Source organism: Lysinibacillus sp. FSL L8-0126, from assembly GCF_038630385.1.
Taxonomy (GTDB): Bacteria; Bacillota; Bacilli; order Bacillales_A; family Planococcaceae; genus Lysinibacillus; species Lysinibacillus fusiformis_D.
Window position 1 is genome coordinate 462,304 of the sequence record NZ_CP152028.1, and the last position, 19,905, is coordinate 482,208.

Below are 19,905 nucleotides of genomic sequence, written 5' to 3' on the forward strand. Positions count from 1 at the left end.
ATTTATGCCTCCCATAATTCACTTACGATTTTATATGCAGCTACTGGATCCTGTGCACCAGTTACGGCACGCCCAACAACGATGAGTGATGAACCGTCACGCTTTGCGCCATCTGGTGTGGCAATACGCTTTTGATCGTGTGCAGCACCGCCTGCTAGACGAATTCCAGGTGTTACACGTAGAAAATCATCTCCACACACTTCTGCAATTGCCTTCGCCTCATGTACAGAGCAAACTACACCTTGTAAACCTGCTTGTTTTGTAAGACTTGAATAATGTAAGACAGACTCTTGTAAAGATAGAGCAATTTGTTGTTCTGCTTGCATTTGTTCTTCTGTTGTTGATGTTAATTGTGTAACGGCTATTAATGCTGGACGTTCTTTGCCAGCAGGTGTACCCGCTTCAAGTCCTTCTAGTGCTGCCTCCATCATAGGACGTCCCCCAGCAGCATGCACATTGACTAAATCTACCCCTAGTTTTGCTAGACCCTTCATCGCCGAGCCTACTGTATTCGGGATATCATGTAATTTTAAATCAAGGAAAATATCATGACCTAAATCCTTTACTTTTCGAACAATGTCAGGCCCTTCTTGCATATATAATTCCATACCAATTTTCACGAAAAGAGGCTCATTGAACTGTTTTAGAAAATCAAACACTTCTTTTTCTCCTGGAAAATCTAGTGCTAATATTGGTTTCGTATTCATCAGCGATGGCTCCTTCCGATAATCTCTGTTATATGTTCTACACCTAATGCATCAAGCTTTGCTGGTAATTCTTCAATGATGTTTGGACAGACAAAGTGGTCAACAAAGTTTGCTGTTCCTACTGCTACAGCTGAAGCACCTGCAGACATAAAATCAATGACATCCTGTGCTTCTGTTACACCACCCATACCAATTATCGGAATATTGACAGCTTTGTACACCTCATAAACCATTCGGATTGCTACAGGTTTAACAGCAGGACCTGATAGTCCACCTGTTCCATTAGCAATGACAGGCTTTCCTGTACGCTCATCTAAACGCATACCTACCAATGTATTTATCATCGTAATACCATCTGCTCCACCTGCTTCAACAGCTAAAGCAATATCCACAATATTTGTCACGTTTGGTGATAGCTTCACATAGACTGGCACTTCAGACACAGCCTTGACAGCCTCAACAAGCTGACGTGCTGTTGCTGGGTCTGTCCCAAACTGGATGCCACCACACTTCACGTTAGGGCAAGAAATATTCAGTTCCAATGCTTTGACATTTGATGCTGCTGAAATACGACGCGCTACTTCCACATAATCTGCCGTTTCAGTACCAGCAACATTAGCGATAATTGGCACATCATAGCTCTCTAAAAATGTCAATTCTTCATTCATCACTTTTTCAATGCCTGGATTTTGTAAACCAATTGCATTTAACATCCCCGCCGCTGTTTCAGCAACACGTGGCGTTGGGTTACCGGCACGTGTTTCGACCGTTGTTGCCTTAATCATGATAGCACCTAGTTTTGACAAATCATAAAGCTGTGCATATTCACGGCCAAAGCCAAAGCAACCCGAAGCTGGCATAATTGGATTTTTTAACGCTAAGCCTGGTATTTGAATGGTTAAACGACTCATAGTGCCACCGTTCCTTTCAGGAAAACTGGACCATCAGAGCATACTTTAACATAGTCTTTTTCAACTTCATCAGTTGTTTTACATACACATGCAAAGCAAGCTCCAATACCACAGCCCATACGTTCTTCAAATGATAAATAACCCACTTTTTCAGGATAAAAGCCCTCTAATGCTTTTAACATCGGTAATGGCCCACAGGAATAAAATACATCAAACTTTGGGGCACTTGACTCTAATACAGTTGTTACAAAGCCTTTTGTACCTTTCGAGCCATCCACAGTCACATAATGTGTTTCACCAAGTGCACTAAATTCATCCTCATAAAAGCAGACATCCTCTGTTTGGAAGCCTAGGACATGGATGGTTTTCACACCACGAGCATTCAATTGTTTGGATAATTCATGTAAAGGTGGTACACCAATTCCACCGCCAACTAATAGTGCAGTGCCTCCCTCTTGTACCGCATCTACTGGGAAACCATTACCTATTGGACCAAGCACGTTGACTTGTTGACCTTCTCGATTCGTCGCCAGCACTTTCGTACCACGTCCTTCAGCACGATAAATCATAGTAAACTCATTGTTTTCTTTATCAATATTTGCAATACTAATTGGTCGACGTAAAAGCGGCTCCAATGAATCTGACACCTTTACATGGACAAACTGGCCAGGAGTCATCTCCTGAACCAGTTCACCATGAAGTGTCAGTTCGAAAATGTTTGTCGCAATTTGCTTTTGAGAGACGACCGTCATTTTCTCTTGACGTATCATATTAGTGTACTACCTCCGCTTTTGGCATTTGTTCTGCTGTAAATGTCATGGATTCGATAACACGAACCATTGCTTCTGCTGTATCTAAAGATGTTAGACAAGGTACGCCATTTTCTACAGACTCACGACGGATTCGGAAGCCATCACGAGCTGGCTGCTTCCCTTTAGTTAATGTATTGACAACAAGCTGAGCTTCACCATTTTGGATAAGGTCAATCAATGTTTGTCCTTTCGCACCAATCTTGCCAACAATATCTGTACGTACTCCTGCTTCTTCAAATGCTTTTGCTGTACCTTCAGTAGCTACAATGCGATACCCTACCGTAGAGAAACGTTTTGCTAATGCAATCGCTTCTTCCTTATCTTTATCAGATACAGTAAACAATACTGTACCTTCTGTACGAATTTCCATACCTGCTGCAACTAAACCTTTATAAAGGGCTTTTTCTAATGTTGCATCTTTCCCCATTACCTCACCAGTGGATTTCATTTCAGGTCCTAATGTAATGTCTACACGACGTAATTTTGCGAATGAGAACACTGGTACTTTTACAAATACACCCTTTTGTTCAGGCGCTAAACCTGTTGGGTAGCCCTGCTCTACAATAGATTTTCCAAGGATTGCTTTCGTTGCAATGTTAGCCATTGGAATATTTGTAATTTTACTTAAGAATGGTACTGTACGTGATGAACGTGGGTTTACCTCAATCACAAATACTTCGCCCTGTGAAATTACGTATTGGATATTCATTAAGCCAATGATGCCTAGGCCCTTCGCGAGACGAGTTGTATAATCAACTAATGTATCCTTTTGTGCCTGTGTTAATTTTTGTGGTGGATAGACAGAGATTGAGTCTCCAGAGTGAACCCCTGCACGCTCAATATGTTCCATAATTCCTGGAATTAGAACATTTTCGCCGTCACAGATAGCATCTACTTCGATTTCCTGTCCTGTTAAGTAACGGTCTACTAAAACAGGATGATCTGGAGATGCCTCCACTGCATTTTCCATATAGTGCTGTAATTCATCTTGATTGTAGACAATTTCCATTGCACGTCCACCAAGTACATACGATGGACGAACAAGTACTGGGAAGCCTAGACGCTCACTAATGGCAAGAGCCTCCTCTGTAGAAACGGCTGTTTCCCCTAGCGGCTGCGGAATGTTTAATTCACGTAAAGCCTGCTCGAACTTATCGCGGTTTTCTGCACGGTCAGTATCTTCTAAAGATGTACCTAAGATTTTTACACCATTTGCTGCTAATTTATCGGCCAGGTTAATGGCTGTTTGACCACCGAATTGAACAACAACACCAATTGGTTGTTCTAAATCGATAATATGCATAACATCCTCAATTGTTAATGGCTCGAAGTAGAGCTTATCAGAAACAGAGAAGTCTGTTGATACTGTTTCTGGGTTGGAGTTGATAATAATTGCCTCATAGCCAGCCTCTTGAATCGCCCATACTGAGTGTACTGTTGCATAATCGAATTCTACCCCTTGGCCGATGCGGATTGGGCCTGATCCAAGTACCACAACAGAAGGTTTTTCTGACTTAATAGATTCATTTTCTTCTTCATATGTGCCATAGAAATATGGTGTTTCCGATTCGAATTCCGCTGCACATGTATCAACCATTTTATAGACTGGAATAATGCCATGTTCTTTACGATAAGCATAAATGGCTTCTGGTGTTGTTTCCCAAAGCTCAGCAACCTTCTTATCTGCAAAGCCTAAACGTTTTGCTGTACGTAGGACATCTTTATCATTTTTATGGTCAGCAAGTGTTTGTTCCATATCCACGATATTTTTAAACTTATTTAAGAAGAATAGATCAATCGCTGACCATTCATGAATTTGTTCAATTGTTACACCTCGACGTAAAGCTTCACCGATAAAGAATAGGCGCTCATCTCCAGCTTTGCGGATACGTTTTTCAATCCAAGAATCTGAATTTTCCTCAGCATGCTTTAACTCTAAATGTACTTGACCGGTCTCAAGAGAACGAACCGCTTTTAACATAGCTTCCTCAAATGTGCGACCTAATGCCATTACTTCACCAGTAGCTTTCATTTGCGTACCAAGATTACGTTTAGCTGATTCGAATTTATCGAATGGCCAGCGAGGAATTTTAGCTACGATATAATCAAGTGCAGGTTCAAAACAAGCATATGTTGATCCTGTTACAGGGTTTTTAATTTCATCTAATGTTAAACCAACTGCAATTTTAGCTGCTAGCTTAGCAATTGGATAACCTGTTGCTTTAGATGCTAGTGCAGATGAACGCGATACGCGTGGGTTTACTTCAATCACATAGTAATTAAAGCTATATGGATCAAGTGCTAGCTGGACGTTGCAGCCACCCTCTATTTTAAGTGCACGAATAATATCTAGCGAAATATTACGTAGCATTTGGTTTTCACGATCTGATAGTGTTTGCGTTGGTGCTACAACGATTGAGTCACCTGTATGGATTCCTACTGGGTCAACGTTTTCCATGTTACATACAACAATGGCATTGTTAGCCGCATCACGCATTACTTCATATTCAATCTCTTTATAGCCAGCAATTGATTTTTCTAATAAACATTGTGTTACGGGTGAATATTTTAAACCCGATGTCACAATCTCTTCTAAATCTTGATCGTTGTAGCAAATACCGCCCCCTGTACCGCCAAGTGTAAAGGCTGGTCGAACAATGACAGGGTATCCAATTTTCGCAACAAATCTTTTGGCTTCATCTAAGTTATGAATAATATCAGACTCAGGAACTGGAGCACCTAGCTCATACATTAAATTACGGAATAAATCACGATCTTCTGCTTTATGGATAGCATCTAGTTTTGTACCAAGAATTTCAATACCAAGCTCGTCTAAAATACCTGATTTGTCTAACTCAATCGCCATATTTAAACCTGTTTGACCGCCAAGTGTTGGTAAAATCGCATCTGGACGCTCTTTACGTAAAATACGAGAGACAAAATCAAGAGAAATTGGCTCGATATATACTTTGTCCGCAATTTCTGTATCTGTCATGATTGTGGCAGGGTTTGAGTTGATTAAAATAACACGGTAGCCTTCTTCTTTTAATGAAAGACAAGCTTGTGTACCTGCATAGTCAAATTCTGCTGCTTGTCCGATAACGATTGGGCCTGAGCCAATTACTAAAATAGTTTCAATATCTGTACGTTTAGGCATGTTGTTTCCCCTTCCCTGCTTCTACTTCCATCATTTCGATGAATTCATCAAATAAGTGGTTTGAATCCTCTGGTCCTGGTGATGCTTCTGGGTGATATTGCACTGTGAAAATCGGATATTTCTTATGACGCACACCTTCACATGTTCCATCATTTAATGCGATATGTGTTAATTCTAAATCCGTTTCTTTTAATGAATCGATGTCGATAGCATAGCCATGGTTCTGAGATGTTAAATCTGTACGTCCTGTGCGTAAGTCTTTGACTGGGTGGTTACCACCGCGGTGTCCAAACGGTAGTTTGAAGGCTTTTGCTCCACTAGCTAATGAAAAGATTTGGTGTCCTAAACAAATACCGAACATTGGCACTTTTCCTATTAAGTTACGTACTGTTTCAATACCTTCCTGAACATCTTCAGGATTCCCTGGTCCATTGGATAGCATGATACCATCTGGATGCCAAGCTAAAATTTCCTCAGCTGGTGTATTATAAGGTACTACCAACACATCACAATCACGTTTGTTTAATTCGCGTAGGATTCCGTGCTTCATACCATAATCAATTAAGACAACTCGTTTACCACGACCAGGAGATGGATAAGCAGCTTTTGGAGATACTTCACGGACATGGTGTGTAATGGCTGGTGTCGCTTGTAATTGTGCTACAATTTCATCCACATTTACTTCTTCATCAGCAGCCGTCAAAATCGCTTTAACCGATCCTTTACTGCGTATGATACGTGTTAATTTTCGCGTATCAATGCCTTCAATTCCTGGGATATCCTTTGCTGTCAAATAGTCATCTAAAGTTAAATCACAGCGGAAGTTTGAAGGTTTTTTAGCCAATTCACGCACAACGAATCCACGAATGGCTGGCGTAATCGATTCAAAGTCATCACGGTTAATGCCGTAATTACCAACTAAAGGATATGTCAATGTAACAATTTGTCCATAGAATGAAGGATCTGAAATCGTTTCCTGATAACCTGTCATCCCTGTTGTAAATACAACCTCACCTTGTGAAGCGCGCTCGCTACCAAATGCTGTACCTGTAAATACTGTGCCATCTTCTAAAACTAGTAAACGTTTTTTCATTACTCTGCCTCCTGATATACGATATTGCCTTCAAAAATCGTTAGTACTGGCCAACCCTTTGCCACCCAGCCGTTGAATGGTGTATTACGACCTTTTGATACAAAGCCATCTGCATCAATTGTTTGTTCTTTTTGAATATCAATTAAAATCATATCCGCTGAAGCGCCTACTGCTAATGTGCCATATGGCAGATCAAAAATCTCAGCTGCTCTCACTGTCATCCAATCAATTAATTGCTTTAAAGTCCATTTTCCTGTTTCAACAAATTGTGTATAAAGCAATGGAAAAGCTGTTTCGAAACCGACGATACCAAATGGTGCGCCAACCATACCGCAGCATTTTTCTTCTACTGTATGTGGTGCATGATCTGTTGCGATGCAGTCGATTGTGCCATCAAGTAGTGCTGCATGTAGAGAATCCTTATCATCAGCTGCGCGTAATGGTGGATTCATTTTCCAATTTGCATCGTCAGATGGTATATCCATCTCTTCTAGTAATAAATGATGTGGACAAACTTCTGCTGTGACACGAATACCTGCTGCCTTCGCATCTCTTACTGCACGCACCGATTCCTTCGTAGAAACGTGACAAACATGGTAGCGTGCCCCTGCCGCTTCTGCTAGTAGTACATCTCGTGCAATTTGTACTGATTCACAAATGGAAGGTATCCCTGGAAGCCCAAGCTCTTTATTACGCTTTCCTTCATGCATCACACCATCATAGATTAATGAGTTGTCCTCACAATGTGCTACAACAACCATATCGTGCTGGGCCGCATCTTTCATTTGCTCATACATCGTTGAGGCTAGCTGAATGCCTACACCATCATCTGAGAACGCTACGGCTCCATGTGCTTTTAATTCTTCAATATTTGTTCGAACCTCGCCCGATATATCCTTTGTTAGGGAACCATATGGGAGTACTCGAATAACAGCACTGTCCTTAATGAGCCCATTGATGAGCTGCATGTTGTCAACCGAATCAGGTACTGGCTTTGTATTAGGCATCGCACAAATTGTCGTAAAGCCACCCTTTGCTGCTGAGGCGGAGCCTGTAGCAATGGTTTCTTTATGCTCAAATCCTGGCTCTCGTAAATGTGTATGAACATCGATAAAACCTGGTGCCACGATTAAACCATGTCCTTCAATCAGTTCTGCACCTGCTACAGTCACATCCTGACCAATAGCCGTAATCTTTCCGTCTGCCATTGCAATATTGACTGTCTTCAATTCACCTTGTTCATCTAGCATTTGTACATTTTGAAGTACCTTTGTCATGTTATTCTCTCCCCTTTAAAATGGTTTCCATAATAGCCATCCGTGTGTAAACACCGTTCCGCACCTGTTCAAAAATTCGAGAGCGATCACACTCTACTAACTCAGAAGCAATTTCAACATCACGATTTACGGGTGCTGGATGCATAATAATGGCGGATTCTTTCATTTGCTTTTCTCGTTCAATTGTTAAACCAAACTCTTGATGGTAACCTTCCTTTGAGAAGCTTTTATTTACTTTATGACGTTCATGTTGCACACGTAGTAACATAATGACATCACTTATTTCGATCAGATTATCCCATGAATGATGCGCTTCAAAACCGCCAGACCATTCTTCTGGGCAAAGGAAATGAACATTTGCCCCTAAATTTTGTAATGCTGTTGCATTTGATTTGGCTACTCGACTATGAGAGATATCTCCTGCAATTGTGACATTCAACCCTTCGAAACAGCCAAACTCTTTTTTGATGGTATAAAGATCCAATAAGGATTGTGAAGGATGTTGCCCAGCACCGTCCCCTGCATTAATAATCGCTACATTAATACCATCCAGCAGCTCATTGTAATACTCATCTTCTGAAGCTCGAATGATGACAGCATCTAAACCAATCATTTCTAACGTTTTGACAGTATCGTACATCGTTTCCCCTTTCGTAACACTCGAAAACCCTGCATCGAAAGGGATAACATGACAGCCAATTTTGTATTCTGCCATTTCAAAGCTTGTTTTTGTACGAGTACTTGGTTCAAAGAAAAGATTGGCCACTTTGTATGGGCGAGATAACGATGATGTTTCACCATTTTCAAATGCTTGCGCAAGATCTAGGATTTGGTTAATCTCTTCTGTTGTTAAATGTTCCATCGATAATAAGTTCTTCATCATGTGACCTCCATTAGGTTGTGAATCGTGAACGTCTATGTATGACGTTCTCTGTATATAACGTAAAAGCCCCGTTGATGTCATCAACGAGGCATAAGGAGGCGTGACAAACTACAGCAAGACATACATCCTACTTCAGCCTGTCCACAACTTCCCTTTTTTTGCCTCTCTGGACAATTCATTAAAAGGTACTACTATGAATCTTTATTTTGATTGTATTGTACGGGTATATCTGCTTCTTTCTTACCTGGTAGAATCGCATTCAATAGCACACCGATAATCGCGGCTAGTGCCATCCCTTCAACACTTAATGATTCAGAGATAACAAACTTGGCACCGCCAATACCAATGACTAATATGACTGAAGCAATAACTAGGTTACGGCTATTACCAAAATCAATATGATTATCTACTAGCATACGTAGGCCACTTGCTGCGATAATTCCGAAGAGTAAGATGGACACTCCCCCAAGTACTGCGGTTGGAATCGTTGCAATCACTGCCATTGCTTTCCCGAAGAATGATAGTAAGATGGCAACCACTGCTGCACCTGCAATAACGTAAATACTGTACACTCGAGTAATAGCTAGTACACCAATATTTTCACCGTAAGTTGTTTTCGGAGGCCCCCCGATTATAGCACTCACAAATGTTCCAAGTCCGTCTCCTAATAGGGAACGGTGCAACCCTGGCTCTTTAATATAATCTCGATCTACTACTTTTCCTAATACTAGCTGGTGACCAATATGTTCCGAAATTGTTACAATCACGATTGGTACCATGATAAGTAGAATTTTTGTTGTTATTTCAAACTCATAATGCACACCTGGTATTAAGAAATCAGGCATTGCGAAGAATTTTGCTTGGGCAATTGGTGTATAATCTACGATGTCTACGATCATGGAGTAAATATACCCTACGATTAAGCCCATCAAAATTGGCATAGTGCTTAAAATTCCTTTAAAGAAAATCGTAAAGATAATCGCTGTAAAGACCGTAACTAAAGCAGCTGAGAAGTGTAAAAAGCTATACTCTCCATTGACGTTCATGGCCATATTCACAGCTGTACCAGATAGTCCAAGTCCAATTACCATAATAACTGGACCTACCACGATTGGCGGCAAAATTTTCATAATCCACTTATAACCACTTTTCCAAATGATTAAGGATACAATTCCATACGTAATCCCGACAGCCATCGCACCGATCATGGCATTGCCTGGGTGGACACTCGAGCCATCATCATTTAAACCGCCTGCCGCAAGTATGATTGGTGCTATAAAGGCGAAGGATGACCCTAGATAGGCTGGTACTTGAAATTTCGTAATTAATAGGAAGAATAATGTAGCAATCCCGCTTGTTAAAAGAGCAATCGCTGGACTAAGTCCTACTAACTGTGGCACTAAAATTGTTGATCCAAACATCGCAAACATATGCTGGAAACTTAATGTCACAAGCTGAAGTGGAGTTGGTTTATCCTTAATATCTAAAACTGCATTTGACATATTGTTTCCTCACTTTATTATTCGTCTTCTTTATAAATAATGACGCAATCTTCTCCATCTACTTCTTGTAAGTTGACAATGATGCGCTCAGAGCCAGAAGTTGGAACATTCTTCCCTACATAGTCTGCTCTAATTGGCAACTCTCGATGCCCTCTATCCACTAGCACGGCTAGTTGAATTTGAGCAGGTCTCCCCAAATCCATTACAGCATCCAGTGCTGCACGTACTGTTCGTCCTGTATAAAGTACATCGTCTACTAAAATGATCTTTTGATTTTTCACTACATACTCAATATCAACTTGTTCTACATGTGCTTGTTCGTTTTCATGTTTGGTTGTTAAATCATCTCTGTATAGCGTAATATCAATTTCCCCTGTACGAATAGGTTTACCTTCAATTTTTTCAATTCGTTGTGCCAAACGTTTGGCTAGAAAGGCACCTCTTGTTTTAATGCCAACTAAAATACATTCATCGATTCCTTTGTTGCGTTCAATAATTTCATGGGCAATACGTGTGAGTGCCCTTGTCATTGATGGGCCATCTAATAATTCATTTTGTGCCATATCCGTTCCTCCTCTCTCTACTCTAGTGTCAGCCATGTGTCCATAAAAAAACCTCTCGAGGCGAATAGCCTGAGAGGGGTTGTATACGTGTCGAAAAAAGCATGTCGAAAAATTTGCAGCACAAATTTTTGCAACACTATCACATGTCCCTTCTCAGCCTCTCTGGACTGCTATTAAAGGTGAATATTTAGTTATGTTGTTCATTCACTGTGGTTAGTATAGACTTTCTTTTCTTATTCGTCAATGCCTATTTCGTAAATCATTTAATAATTGCTCATAATCAACTGGAAGTGGTGTTTCAAACTCCAAATATTCACCAGAAGAAGGATGATCAAATCCTAAAGTTGCAGCATGCAAAACTTGTCCACCAAAGTCTATTGTCTTTTTCGGACCATATTTTGGATCTCCCACTAGTGGGAAGCCGATATAATTCATATGCACACGAATTTGGTGTGTACGTCCCGTTTCTAAACGACATTCTACTAGTGTATAATCACCAAAACGCTCCACAACTTGGAAGTGTGTCACCGCATGTTTACCGTTATCAACGACTGCCTGTTTTTGACGATCCTTTTGATCGCGACCAATCGGTGCATCAATTGTCCCCTTATCATGTGCGATATGACCGTGTACAAGGGCAATATATTTACGTGTCACCGTTTTATTCACTAACTGATTCACTAACGATTCATGGGCTGTATCATTTTTAGCCACCATTAATAGACCTGACGTATCTTTATCAATACGATGGACAATACCAGGTCGCATCACACCATTAATACCGGATAAATCCTTACATTGATACATTAAACCATTTACCAGTGTACCGGACATATGGCCTGGTGCTGGATGAACGACCATCCCCTTTGGTTTATTGACAACAAGGACATCTGCATCCTCATAAACAATATCCAAATCTAATTTTTCGGCTATTACATCTAGAATTTCTACTTCTGGTACATCAATCAAGATGACATCACCAGCTTTTACTTTATATTTTGCTTTTACAGCATCGCCATTCACTTTGATAATCCCATCATTAACCCAGTTCCCAATTTGTGTACGTGACCACTCTGATTGTAAGCTTGAAAGTGCTTTATCAATGCGCTCTCCTTGCTGCTGTTCTTCGATTGTATATGTTACTTGCGTCATTGTTTCACCTGTTTCTTTTCTTTTTTATCTTCCATAATCAAACCAATCATTAGTACAACGACAGCTATAGTTAATGCAGCATCTGCCACATTAAAAATAGGGAAGTCATAATTAATAATTGGAATTAAAACATCAACAAAATCGACCACTTCTCCTCTAAAAAGACGATCGATAAAGTTTCCTAATGCGCCACCAAGTAATAGCATTAAACCCACTTGAAAAACGGGCTTTCCTTTTGCCTCTTTATGATAAAAGTAGAGAATGGCACAAATGACAGCAACTGTTACGATACTAAATAACCACATTTGCCCTTCTAGCATCCCCCATGCTGCACCTCTATTACGATGAGATAAAATGCCAAACCATGGGTCCCACACAGCAATGCGTTCAGCATACTCCATATTTTTCACAATTAGCCATTTTGTCCATTGATCTAATAAAACAACAAAAGCAGCCAATCCATAATATTTATACACAGTCATTCCTCCGTTCACTCAACATCTTACCTATTCTACCATAACAGCACCCATCACAATAACTAATATCACATCAAAAGATGGCGGATGCCCAATCTCCTTCAAGAATATAAAAAAGCTATTTCTATTTACTTTTTAAGCAATAGAAATAGCTCTGACTTGTTGAGTTAAACGGTTTCAGATTCTTTCGAATGCACTCGCTTCATGAAATCATTGACATCAGCCGGAACTTTACGATCTAGTAGTGACACGATAATAACAGATAAGAAGCCAACCGGTACTGTCACAATACCTGGTATTTTAAACTGCAAGAAACTTGGTAATGTTCCTGGTAAAAAGATCATCCACATTGACACGCCAAGACCAATGAGCAATCCTGCAATGGCACCCTTCTCTGTCATGCCCCTCCACCAAATACCGAGAATAAAGATTGGCGTGAATGTACTTGCTGCAACCGTAAAGGCGAGCGCCACTAAATGACCGATGGATGCATCCTTGACAAGTAAACCAAGTGCTCCATATAAAATCCCTAATAATACAATGGCCACTTTACCAGCTACAACACGTTGTTTTTGTGTTATATCCTTTTTCATAATATTGGCATATAAATCATGGGCTAATGCGCCAGAGCTTGTAATAAATAGCCCTGAAAGATTAGAGAAAATAGCTGCAAATGCACCTGCAATTACTAAACCAAGTAACCATTTACCACCTAGCGCAAGGGCTGTCGTCGGAATGACCATGTTATTCCCACCTAATACTAAATCACGCATTACCTCCTCACTAGCTGTTCCCGAAATGAAAATAGATCGGCCTACAACACCTAAATAAACAGCTAATAAGAAAAACGTACTAGCAATGCCAATAGCCATGAGCGCAGATTTACGCGCTGCTTTAGCACTTGGGTTTGTATAAAAGCGTAATAATATATGGGGAAGCCCAATTGTCCCTAAGGCTAAACCAATGGTCATACTAATAGTTTGCCAAAATGTTGGGAAATAAAAGCCTGTGCCTGTCCAAGCGGCACCATCAAAATTCACATCATTACCATCTAAGGCATACGGAGAAGTTCCTGTAATAGGGCCACTGAATGAATGGATGGCAGCTAAAATTTTATCGTAATGCAAACCACCATAAACTGCAGCAATTAACATCACAATAAATGCGCCAAGGCGAATCCACAGCTCCAAAGCTTGGTTGATTGTCGTACCTTTCATTCCACCTATCCCTACATAAAAAACCATGACAACACATGTAAAGATAATGCCAAATTCATAGGAAGTACCAAAAAACATACTTAATATTTGAGCAGCACCTAGTAATTGAGGAGCCGCATAAAAGCCTGAGATGGCTAAAACGACTGCAACCGCTACGAGTCGAGCCCTGCTACTATGAAAACGATAACCTAAAAAATCAGCAACCGTAAATGCACCAAATCTTCTTAAAGGGCCCGCTACGAAAATAGCTAATAATGTTAATCCAATAGAGAAACAAAAAGCATAATAAGCACCATCATAACCTAGTTGAAATGTTAAACCAGCTATTCCAAGAAATGTTGCTGCACTTAAATAATCTCCGCCAATGGCAGAACCATTTGTAAACCATCCAAAGCTTCGGCCACCTACAAAGAAATCCGAAGCTGTTGCATTTCTCTTGGTTAAATACGTAATGTAGACAATCGTTCCCATTAACGCAACGGTCATTAACATCTTTGGTTCTAAAAGAGCTTCCATCATTCAACACTTCCCCCTTTGTTTCACCTACTTATTTGCTATATCGTATTTTTTTAAACGCTTCTCATACATGGCCGTATGCACATACGCAATAATAAAAGCCATAGCCATCATGACAATCGTTGTCACAAACCATGTGACTGTCATACCGCCCCATATTTTCTTGAATGCAAATGCTGGAGCAAACCAATTCATAACAGGAATACTAAAAATCAAAATAAAGTAAAATACCGTTAAGCCTAAACCTGTTGTAAATTCATCCTTCATAATTTTATTTGTTGTTGCATCTAGAGGCGGTAGATCTTTCACATCAATTGTTCCTGCCTCCACGTAGTCATAATCATGACTGCCTACTTCCGCCATAAGCTAACTCCCCCTTTGTCATATCAGCGAATAATTATCTGAAATTTCAAATTATTATGCACTACAATTATTTTATTCTATTTCAACCACAATATAGATATAAAATTTTGCTGTATTAGTACAAATAATTGCTATTTTAAGTTAAAATATTTTTATCTTTTCATTCGTAGGAGGCTGGTAGCATTTTAAAGGTGGTATGGTATATGGAAAGCTCATTTGATAAACAGCAAATGAGTGAATGGTTAAAAGAGGTTTTACCAAATGCTTTGGAGGAGTGTAAAGTGCCTAAGCGAGAAGATGAGGTCATTATTGTCTATGAGGTCAATCGGTTATTTGATTGGGTGAAGATTAATCGATTAAAAAGAAATTATCCTAATAGTATAATTGTCCCAATTGTTACAGAACACCTCACCTACTCGACTGGTATAGCAATTGAATTAGTTTTACCTGCACTTCTCATAAAACCATTACAGAAATCAAAATTTTTACGAATCGTAAAAAAACTGTACACATCCTATCAGGACAAGAAAGCAAGTACACTCACAATGCTTGAGCTATCACAACAAGTGTCCCAGCATCATACCTCTCCGTTCAGAGAAGCATTTTTGAAACGTCTTATACGTGGCGAAATTGATAATGAACAAGAAATCATTCAATCTGCATCATTTTTATCAACAAATTGTATTCCTAATATTGTGTTCTTAATTCAGGGCTATATCGATAGTGATGCTATTCCTCATGACGCAAGCAGTAACATTACAAATGTTTTTCGTCAGCATTTTGCCAATAAAGCACCCTTATCTTTTTTACATTTCGAACGCTACTTATTACTTCTCATGAGAATTCCGACTGAGTATAACTCTTTTAAACATTGGACAGTAGGCGAATCATGTCTATTGGAGGTCATCGAGACACTTAAAAAGGACTATTGTATCCATCTTTTCATGGGGGTTGGAGGAGTGTTTCAGGACGCAATGCACGTAAAGGAGTCCTATAGTCAAGCACGAAAAGCACGTAGAAAACCACCTATAGATAATATTCATATCAGATATTATGAAGATTTAACAAAGCATGTGCAGCTTCAAAAGGCCATTCATTATATTGAAGAACATTATGATGAGCAATTGACCGTTCGTGATGTTGCAAAATATATAAGCTTTAGTCCCACACATTTTAGCAGGCTATTTAAAAAAGAGACTGGTCGTAATTTCGTTGACTATGTTGCCTTTACACGCCTCATCAAGAGCTTACCCTTTCTACGGAAGTACGACTATACCGTAGAAAAGATCTCCTCCACCTGTGGCTTTAATACACCTAATTACTATAGTTTAACCTTTAAAAAATATGTAGGAATCTCTCCAACGGACTATCGCAATACGACAGAAATTTTATTTAAATAATCTAACAAGAATCTGCAAAACCTCCATGAAAAAAAGCAAGCCCCCATCAAGGAGACTTGCGTATGATCTACAATAGAAATGCAGATTCTTATTATTCATTTCCGTTAAACGTAATATTTTTCTACAACTTCTGCACAGCGCGCACAAACTGTAGGATGTGCCTCATTTGCACCAATTGTTTCAGAAATTGACCAGCAACGCTCACATTTCTCCCCTGTTGCCTTCTCAACTACAATGGATACATGCTCAAGTGCTAAAGCTTCAGCAGGCGCCTCATCAATAGTAGCTACTTCAAAAGCAGAAACGATTGAAAGCTGTGCAAAGTCAATGTTCACATCATTCAATAAGGCTACAACATCCTCTTTGGCATATACTGTTACTTTTGCTTCTAGTGATTTACCTATTGTTTTAGCATTACGAGCTTCCTCTAATGCTTTTAAGATATCGTCACGTACATCAATAATATTTTCCCATTTTGTACGTAGGCTTTCAAAATTCTCTTGAACATCTACCTCTGGGAAGTCCGTTAATTGAACAGAAACTTCCTCTACAATACCTTGGGCATGTAGATAAGACCACATTTCATCTGTTGTATGAGGGATGATTGGTGTCATGATTTTAACCAATGTCATTAATGTATCGTAAATAACTGTTTGCATCGCTCGACGATCTTTATTGTCGTGACCTTCGATATAGACAACATCTTTTGCAATATCTAAATAGAATGAAGATAACTCGACTGCGACAAAATTATTGACGATGTGATAAACAGCAGCGAAATCATAACGATCATATGCTGCACGAACAGTTTGTAAGACATCCTGTAAACGCATATAGACATATTGATCCATCTCACGAAGCTCTGCATAGGCAACACGATCTTTCTTTGGATCGAAATCAGCGATATTGCCATGTAAGAAACGAAATGTATTACGAATTTTACGGTACACCTCTGATACTTGCTTTAACATATCCATCGAAATTCGTACATCCGCTGTATAGTCAACAGAAGCAACCCATAGACGAAGAATATCTGCTCCATACTGATCCATTACTTTTTGTGGAATGATCACATTTCCTAATGATTTACTCATTTTACGTCCTTCACCATCAAGAACAAAACCATGTGTTAATAGTCCTTTATATGGTGCATAGCCATTAATAGCAACAGATGTAATAAGAGATGAGTTAAACCAACCACGATGCTGGTCAGAGCCTTCTAAGTATAAATCAGCTGGATATTTCATGCCGCGCTCTACAAGTACACCTTGGTGGGATGAACCTGAATCGAACCAGACGTCCATAATATCATTTTCTTTTGTGAATTCGCCGTTCGGGCTACCTGGATGTGTAAAGCCCTCTGGTAATAATTCTTTTGCTGTTTTTTGGAACCAAATATTGGATCCATGCTCACGGAATAATGCTGAGATATGGCTAATTGTTTCAGGTGTAATAATTGGCTCTCCGTTTTCTGCGTAGAAAATTGGAATCGGCACACCCCAAGCACGTTGACGTGAAATAACCCAATCTCCACGATCACGAATCATATTATAAAGACGAGTTTCTCCCCAAGCTGGTGTAAATGCTGTAGCTTTTACAGCTTCTAACAACTCACCACGGAATGCTTCAACAGAGGCAAACCATTGTGGTGTCGCACGATAAATAACAGGTTTTTTCGTACGCCAGTCATGTGGATAAGAGTGCGTAAAGAAGTCAAGTTTTTCTAATGCATCTACTTCTTTTAGTTTTTCTGTTACAAGTTTGTTGGCATCATTATAAAACACGCCTTCAAAACCAGGTGCTTCATCTGTATAACAGCCGCTATTATCAAGAGGGCTAAGAATGCCTAAACCATATTGTTTACCAATATGATAATCGTCTTCCCCGTGTCCAGGAGCTGTATGAACACAACCTGTACCCGCTTCAGCAGTTACGTGTTCTCCTACCATAATAAGAGATTCACGATCATAAAATGGATGCTGCGCTACAAGACGATCAAGTGCTTCCCCTTTTACTTCTTGAACAACCTCATAGTCTTCCCATCCAAGGGCATTCGCTACTGATGTTAATAATTCTTTGGCAATGATGAATTTTTTATTAGCTACAGCAACTACAACATACATAAATTCAGGATTTAAAGAAATGCCTAAGTTTGCTGGTAATGTCCAAGGTGTTGTTGTCCAAATAATAAATTTAGCATCTGCTGGTACAATGCCTTTCGCATCTTTAATAGCAAAGCTAACATAGATTGATGGTGATTTGATGTCCTTATATTCAATTTCAGCTTCTGCTAAAGCAGACTCAGAAGATGGTGACCAATAAACTGGTTTTAAGCCTTTATAAATGTAACCCTTTTCAGCCATTTTACCGAACACTTCAATTTGACGTGCTTCAAATTCAGGCTTTAATGTAATATAAGGGTTTTCCCAATCACCACGAATGCCTAGACGACGGAATTGGGCACGTTGATTATCAATTTGCTCATATGCATACTCTTCACAAAGTTGGCGGAATGCTGCTACTGACATTTCTTTACGCTTTACACCTTTGTTTGTCAGTGCTTGTTCAATTGGTAGACCGTGCGTATCCCAGCCTGGAATATAATTCACATGGTAGCCAGTCATTGAACGATGACGTGTAATCATATCCTTCAATACTTTATTTAAGGCATGGCCGATGTGGATATCACCATTTGCATAGGGAGGACCATCATGTAGAACATATTCTGGACGATCGGCAGTACGTTCCATCTGTAATTTGTTAATATCCATGTCATTCCATTTTTCTTGCGTTTTTGGCTCATTCGCCGGTAGATTCCCACGCATTGGGAAATCTGTTTTTGGCATTAATAACGTATCTTTGTATTCAACCATTAAAATTCCTCCTTTATTTTACCCAAGCATATAGACAATTACTTCTAGGACAGTTATTGGCAAACGCAACTCAAACAATTCGCGAACAAATAAAAAAAGCCCTCAATCCCACTAAGGGACGAGAAGCTTCTACTCGCGGTACCACCCTACTTGTAGCACAAAAATATTGCACTACCTCTTTCAAGCACGTTAACGTCGTGCATCACGAAATAACCTACTTTTTTCAGCTATTTAGCTCAGAAGTGATGTTCAATGTTAGTTGCATGTTTGGGCTCTCACTGTCCCCAAATCGCTTAACTACGCCTAACAAATACTGTCTTCGTCTCTGCCTGTATGCATATCTTTTCAAAATAATTACTATTACAAAGTATATGAAATTCAAACAATGGCGTCAAGTTTCATTTGTCGAGTGCAACCATTAAAAAGAAAAGTTACATCTCTTCAGATTCTTGTGCTTCCTCAACAGATGCTTGAATTTCTGTTAAATCAATATCATATTGAAGCAAATGATCCCAGTCATCAGCATTAAGCAAATCAAGCTGTGCCTCAACAAGCATCTTGAAACGATTACGGAATACTTTAGATTGTTTTTTAAGCTCATCAATTTCAATCGTCACCTTACGAGCTTTTGTTAAAGCATCATTGACAATTCGATCAGCATTTTTCTCAGCCTCTTTTACAATGAGTTTAGCCTCTTTTTGTGAATTTCTTCGCACTTCATCAGCCGCTTCTTGTGCAACAACAATGGACTTCTGCAAAGTTTCTTCTAAGGAGCTAAAATGCCTCGCCTGTTCTAAGGCCATCTCTAATTGCTTATCAACCTCTTTTTTTTCACGTAACAAAATTTCGTAGTCTTTAATGATTTGGTCTAAAAATTCATTTACTTCATCTTCAGCATAACCTCTGAAAGCTTTTGTAAACTCCTTATTATGTATATCAATAGGTGATAATGGCATACAATCCTTCTCTCCTTTACATGTACATTCGTAATTTCTATTATACA

Annotated in this window: 16 protein-coding genes and 1 other annotated feature; of the genes, 1 reads left to right on the forward strand and 15 read right to left on the reverse strand. The window is 39.5% G+C overall.

What is annotated here, in order from left to right:
* Positions 1–2: 2 nt before the first annotated feature.
* The 13 genes from pyrF to MHI34_RS02325 all read right to left on the reverse strand — a co-directional run bounded on the left by pyrF (position 3) and on the right by MHI34_RS02325 (position 14,629).
* The gene (pyrF, locus tag MHI34_RS02265) at positions 3–707 is read right to left on the reverse strand and encodes an orotidine-5'-phosphate decarboxylase (protein ID WP_089931965.1); all 705 of its coding nucleotides are present in this window, start codon (positions 705–707) and stop codon (positions 3–5) included.
* Positions 707–1,618, reverse strand: a complete 912-nt coding sequence (locus tag MHI34_RS02270; protein ID WP_036125043.1) for a dihydroorotate dehydrogenase — start codon at positions 1,616–1,618, stop codon at positions 707–709. The genes pyrF and MHI34_RS02270 overlap by 1 nt, the downstream gene beginning before the upstream one ends.
* A complete protein-coding gene (locus MHI34_RS02275) occupies positions 1,615–2,388 on the reverse strand; it encodes a dihydroorotate dehydrogenase electron transfer subunit (protein ID WP_089931963.1) in 774 nt (257 codons plus the stop codon). The genes MHI34_RS02270 and MHI34_RS02275 overlap by 4 nt, the downstream gene beginning before the upstream one ends.
* A 1-nt stretch (position 2,389) precedes the next feature.
* The gene (gene carB, locus MHI34_RS02280) at positions 2,390–5,587 is read right to left on the reverse strand and encodes a carbamoyl-phosphate synthase large subunit (protein WP_089931960.1); all 3,198 of its coding nucleotides are present in this window, start codon (positions 5,585–5,587) and stop codon (positions 2,390–2,392) included.
* Entirely contained in the window at positions 5,580–6,680 is a 1,101-nt protein-coding gene (gene carA, locus MHI34_RS02285; RefSeq protein ID WP_036125049.1) for a glutamine-hydrolyzing carbamoyl-phosphate synthase small subunit, read from the reverse strand. The genes carB and carA overlap by 8 nt, the downstream gene beginning before the upstream one ends.
* On the reverse strand, positions 6,680–7,957 hold the full coding sequence (locus MHI34_RS02290) for a dihydroorotase (RefSeq protein WP_089931957.1): 1,278 nt from the start codon (positions 7,955–7,957) through the stop codon (positions 6,680–6,682). Before MHI34_RS02290 ends, carA begins: the two co-directional genes overlap by 1 nt.
* Before the next feature lies 1 nt (position 7,958).
* On the reverse strand, positions 7,959–8,837 hold the full coding sequence (locus MHI34_RS02295) for an aspartate carbamoyltransferase catalytic subunit (RefSeq protein ID WP_058843475.1): 879 nt from the start codon (positions 8,835–8,837) through the stop codon (positions 7,959–7,961).
* 194 nt (positions 8,838–9,031) lie between these two features.
* Positions 9,032–10,342, reverse strand: a complete 1,311-nt coding sequence (locus tag MHI34_RS02300) for a solute carrier family 23 protein (protein ID WP_058843474.1) — start codon at positions 10,340–10,342, stop codon at positions 9,032–9,034.
* Between the two features lie 17 nt (positions 10,343–10,359).
* Positions 10,360–10,905, reverse strand: coding sequence for a bifunctional pyr operon transcriptional regulator/uracil phosphoribosyltransferase PyrR (gene pyrR, locus MHI34_RS02305; protein WP_089931954.1), 546 nt, complete (start codon positions 10,903–10,905; stop codon positions 10,360–10,362).
* 240 nt (positions 10,906–11,145) lie between these two features.
* On the reverse strand, positions 11,146–12,057 hold the full coding sequence (locus MHI34_RS02310) for an RluA family pseudouridine synthase (RefSeq protein ID WP_036125153.1): 912 nt from the start codon (positions 12,055–12,057) through the stop codon (positions 11,146–11,148).
* Positions 12,054–12,533 (reverse strand): signal peptidase II, encoded by a 480-nt coding sequence (lspA, locus tag MHI34_RS02315; RefSeq protein ID WP_036125155.1) that lies wholly within the window; start codon positions 12,531–12,533, stop codon positions 12,054–12,056. The genes MHI34_RS02310 and lspA overlap by 4 nt, the downstream gene beginning before the upstream one ends.
* Positions 12,534–12,700: 167 nt before the next feature.
* Entirely contained in the window at positions 12,701–14,269 is a 1,569-nt protein-coding gene (locus MHI34_RS02320; protein ID WP_036125158.1) for a cation acetate symporter, read from the reverse strand.
* Between the two features lie 24 nt (positions 14,270–14,293).
* Positions 14,294–14,629 carry a hypothetical protein gene (locus MHI34_RS02325; protein ID WP_036125161.1) on the reverse strand — a complete coding sequence of 112 codons (336 nt, stop codon included), beginning with the start codon at positions 14,627–14,629 and terminating at the stop codon, positions 14,294–14,296.
* A gap of 203 nt (positions 14,630–14,832) precedes the next feature.
* On the opposite strand from MHI34_RS02325, the gene MHI34_RS02330 reads away from it, so the two are divergent.
* Complete coding sequence (locus MHI34_RS02330) at positions 14,833–16,029, forward strand: AraC family transcriptional regulator (RefSeq protein WP_036125166.1); 1,197 nt, start codon at positions 14,833–14,835, stop codon at positions 16,027–16,029.
* A gap of 104 nt (positions 16,030–16,133) precedes the next feature.
* On the opposite strand, the gene ileS is transcribed toward MHI34_RS02330, so the two are convergent.
* A complete protein-coding gene (gene ileS / locus MHI34_RS02335; protein ID WP_036125168.1) occupies positions 16,134–18,902 on the reverse strand; it encodes an isoleucine--tRNA ligase in 2,769 nt (922 codons plus the stop codon).
* 111 nt (positions 18,903–19,013) lie between these two features.
* Positions 19,014–19,237: a binding site (T-box leader), on the reverse strand.
* 96 nt (positions 19,238–19,333) lie between these two features.
* Positions 19,334–19,858, reverse strand: coding sequence for a DivIVA domain-containing protein (locus MHI34_RS02340; protein ID WP_036125171.1), 525 nt, complete (start codon positions 19,856–19,858; stop codon positions 19,334–19,336).
* Positions 19,859–19,905: the final 47 nt, after the last annotated feature.